This window comes from Candidatus Desulfolinea nitratireducens (assembly GCF_982879505.1).
The window spans coordinates 1-3,148 of sequence record NZ_CEYOSI010000308.1; the positions used below are offsets into that span (position 1 = coordinate 1).

Genomic DNA, 3,148 nt, shown 5'->3' on the forward strand with positions numbered 1-3,148 from the left:
ATTTTGTGGAGACATCATCGCCGGTAAATTGGCCAAAGGCGATGAAATTCCCGCCAATCTTTGAAATAGCGTCAGTGACCTCTTCCAAGGAGCCGAGATGATCATCAATCAAGGCTGTTACACGAACACCAGCCTCACGTGCGCCCATCAATTCAAGGAAGATCTTAAAAAGATCGGTTTCGGTAATCATACCGACTACCTTGTCATCATGCATCACAGGAAGACCGCCAATTTTATTGTCGGCCATGATTCTGGCGGCCTGTTCGATGGGGGTGTCCGTCCTGATCGTGATCACATCTTTTGTCATGATGTCTTTGATAGTGATCTTGCTGATCAGGTAGTTCATTTCCCAGATGCTCAGCGAGGTCGCTTGCGATGGGGAGGCGTTAATGAGGTCCCTGTCAGAGACAATCCCGACCAACTTGCCACCATGATTGACAACGGGTGCGCGGCGAATTTGTTCCTGCTTGAATAGATTGAGCACATCGTTTATCGGCATATCTGGCTGAATGGCAATTACCGGTTGAGACATTCGTCCTTCTACTAACATGTCAAACTCCTAATTAGATTCCTAAATACGCTGAACGTATCTTTTCGTTATTGATCAATTCTCGCGCTGGACCTTCCATCTCGTTGCGACCTTCTGCCAAAACATATCCATAGTCACTAACGGCAAGCGCCATCTGGACATTTTGTTCGACCAGAAGGATGGTGATTCCTTCGGCCTTTAATTGCAGCAAACTTTCGAACAGGTCCAGAACCAATACAGGCGCAAGGCCGAGGGAGAGTTCGTCGATGATCAGCACTTTTGGGTCCGCCATAATACCGCGTGCCACAGCCAACATCTGCTGTTCTCCTCCGCTCAACGTTCCGGACCTTTGCGAACTGCGTTCTTTCAAACGCGGGAACATGCTGAAAACCTGCTCAAAATTCTGTTTCATTCTGCCGCGGGCACGTTTGGCAGTTGCGCCCATTTCCAGATTTTCATAAACGGTCATATCTGTAAAAAGCTGACGGCCTTCAGGGACAAGTACGAGACCAAGGCTGGCCTTGGCATGTGCAGAAAGTTTACTCACATCCTGCCCTTCGAACCAGGTCGAGCCTTCCCAGGGGCGGTTCAACCCTACAATGGTTCGCAGCAGGGTCGTTTTCCCGACTCCGTTGGCGCCAACCAGAGATGTCAGCTTGCCTTCCTCCAACGAGAGATTGGCGCCCCATAAAATTTGCACTTCTCCGTAACCGGAGCTAATATTTTTTGCTTCAAGGATCGCCATATTATTTTTCCTCTCCCATCAACTTTTCAGCCAATTTCGGGTCTCCGAGATAGGCCTCGATCACCTGGGGATTATTTGCGATCTCGGTCGGTGTCCCTTCCGCAATTTGTTGGCCGTAGTCCAACACGATCATCCTGTCTGAGACATTCATCACGGCTTTCATAACATGCTCGATCATAATAATTGTGATGCCTCGGTCGCGGATTTTTTTGACTGTTTCGACCATCTCCGCAATTTCGCTGCGATTAAGGCCTGCCAGCACCTCATCAAGGAGAAGCAGAAAAGGCTTGGCTGCCAGGGCCCGTGCCATCTCGAGACGTTTCTTTTGGGCGACGTTCAGGCTTGCTGCCAGTTGATCGGTGCGTGCGTTCAGCCCGACAAATTCCATTACCTCCTCGGCAATATCTGACGCGTCGCCTAATGAGTGGTTTTCTCGTCCAAAACAAGCTCCCGCCATCACATTTTCACGGACGGTTAATTCATTCAGGGGTTGGACGATCTGGTGGGTTCGAGCGAGGCCGCGCTTCGCCATATGATATGTTTTGCTACCGGTAACATCTTCACCCTTGAAGCGAACACGCCCGATTTCCGGGGTGTAAACGCCGTTAATGCAATTAAACAGGGTGGTTTTACCAGCGCCGTTAGGGCCAATCAATCCCATGATCTGGCCTTCAGGAAGGTCAAAGGTAACTTGGGTGAGCGCCTGCAAGCCGCCGAAGCGTTTGGTGACGCCCTCTACTTGTAAAAGTGGTGTCATGGCAATAGCCTCCGTAGAGGAGCAAAACGGTTACGCAGCCAGCCGACTGCACCCGCTGGAATAAAAAGAACGATGATCAGCAAGAGTGCGCCAGAGACCGAAAGTTGAATGTCTTTGAAGAAATCGCTGGTGACAAAGTAACCGCGCATCCCTTGATAGGCGAATGCACCCAGAATCGGGCCGAGTACGGTACCTTGCCCGCCAAGCATGACCATAACCAATAGCTCGATCGAAGCATGGAGAGGAAAGGCTGTGTGGGGTTCCACATTACCGTTTTTGAAGAAAAAGAGCATTCCGACCATTCCTGGAATTATCGCTGAAAGTACATAGGCCCAGGTTTTTGAATCTGGAGCGACCACACCCATTACTTCGGCGGCATCTTCGTTTTCGCGAATCGCGAGAAGGCCTAAACCGAATTTTGAGACCCGAACCAGATAACTGAGAATAATCGCAGCGAGGGTAAGCCCCGTCATTATATAGAAAGCCATGCTCAGGGCTTCGGCTGCGCCGCCATAGACTTTGTAAACTTTGAAATTCAGCGTTATGCCAATAGGCCCACCAAAAAGATCGAAGTTATTGACAAAGGCCTTTATGGCTTCGTTGATACCAATCGTTGCCAGGGCAAAGTAGGCGCCGCGCAAACGTAAAATGGCTTTCCCAAGCAAATAAGCTAGAATGCCGGATGAAATCCCGCCGCTGAGCATAGCTGCCCAGATCGGCCATTCTTGATTATTTAGAAGATATAGACCAACATAGCCGCCAAAACCAAAAAAGACAATATGGCCAAAGCTGACATAACCGGTGTAACCAAGCAAAATATTAAGGCTGGATGCCAATGCGATCGCTTTCAGAATCGTGAATGCGCTTTCGCGGTTGGAGATACTGCCTGTAACTGTAGGCCAGATCGCCAGACCAATGACCGCAAGTAAGGGAAAGATAAGCCCGAAGTGATTACGCCAATTTTTCATTCTTTTGCTCCAAAGAGGCCAGTAGGGCGAACCAGTAGAATGACGACGAATAACCCAAACTCAATTACCGGAACCCAGGATGTCTCCATAAATGCCGGGACAATACCTTCCAAAACACCTAAAATAATGCCACCAAATAGGGCTCCGAC

At 49.4% G+C, this 3,148-nt stretch carries 4 protein-coding genes; all 4 read right to left on the reverse strand.

All coding sequences use genetic code 11. From position 1 onward, the window contains the following. Window positions 1-550 (reverse strand): CBS domain-containing protein (locus AC3DOM_RS17010; protein ID WP_487920227.1); only part of this gene is annotated, 550 nt, incomplete at its 3' end. 13 nt (window positions 551-563) lie between these two features. Beyond that, on the reverse strand, window positions 564-1,274 hold the full coding sequence (locus tag AC3DOM_RS17015; protein ID WP_487920228.1) for an ABC transporter ATP-binding protein: 711 nt from the start codon (window positions 1,272-1,274) through the stop codon (window positions 564-566). A gap of 1 nt (window position 1,275) precedes the next feature. Next, window positions 1,276-2,031 (reverse strand): ABC transporter ATP-binding protein, encoded by a 756-nt coding sequence (locus AC3DOM_RS17020; protein ID WP_487920229.1) that lies wholly within the window; start codon window positions 2,029-2,031, stop codon window positions 1,276-1,278. Further along, window positions 2,028-2,999: a branched-chain amino acid ABC transporter permease gene (locus tag AC3DOM_RS17025; RefSeq protein WP_487920230.1), complete on the reverse strand. Its 972-nt coding sequence runs from the start codon at window positions 2,997-2,999 to the stop codon at window positions 2,028-2,030. The genes AC3DOM_RS17020 and AC3DOM_RS17025 overlap by 4 nt, the downstream gene beginning before the upstream one ends. Between the last annotated feature and the right edge of the window lie 149 nt (window positions 3,000-3,148).